1 pseudogene is annotated in these 643 nt (G+C 72.2%); it reads right to left on the bottom strand.

Going from position 1 to position 643, the window contains the following annotated elements:
• Positions 1–20: 20 nt before the first annotated feature.
• Positions 21–643 (bottom strand): annotated as a pseudogene (locus tag FHN55_RS21700) (phospholipid carrier-dependent glycosyltransferase); the annotation flags it as partial.

Here is a 643-nt window from a genome sequence, read left to right as displayed (position 1 = left end):
CGCTGCGCCGCCGCTGACCCTCAGATCCAGGAGGCGAACCACATCCGCGCCCGCCAGGCGTCGTAGGTGATGAGCTCGGCGGTCCACACCGGCCAGAAGTAGGAGGCGGCCACCACGGCCAGCACCACCACGCAGCCGCTGACCACGACACCCGCCAGCCGCCGTCCCGCCAGCACGCCGCTCGCCGACGCCCCCGCGAGCTGCGCCGGCGGTGGCGGCCCGATCATGAGCCCGAAGCAGTACACGACCGCCATCACCACGAAGGGCGCGAAGACCACGGCGTAGAACTGGAAGATCGTGCGGTCGCCCACGGTGAACCACGGCAGCCAGCCCGCCGCCACACCCGCGAGCACCGCTCCGGCGCGCCAGTCGCGCCGCAGCGCCCAGCAGAACAGCACGACCAGCAGCGCCACGCACCCCGACCACCAGACGACCGGGTTGCCCAGCGACGTGATCGCCTCGGTGCACGAGTCGGCGCCGCAGCCGGTGACGCCCTGCGCCTGGCCCTGGTAGTAGAACGAGGTCGGCCGGCCCTGCACCATCCACGCCCACGGCGAGGACTTGTACGCGTGCGGGGAGTCCAGCGTGGTGTGGAACTGCCACATGTCCTGGTGGTACTTCCACAGCGACCGCAGCGCCGGCG

The organism is Streptomyces sp. NP160 (genome assembly GCF_006335115.1).
Taxonomy (GTDB): domain Bacteria; phylum Actinomycetota; class Actinomycetes; order Actinomycetales; family Quadrisphaeraceae; genus Quadrisphaera.
Note: the sequence above shows the minus strand (reverse complement) of the source record. Positions and strands in the feature narration are given on the sequence as shown.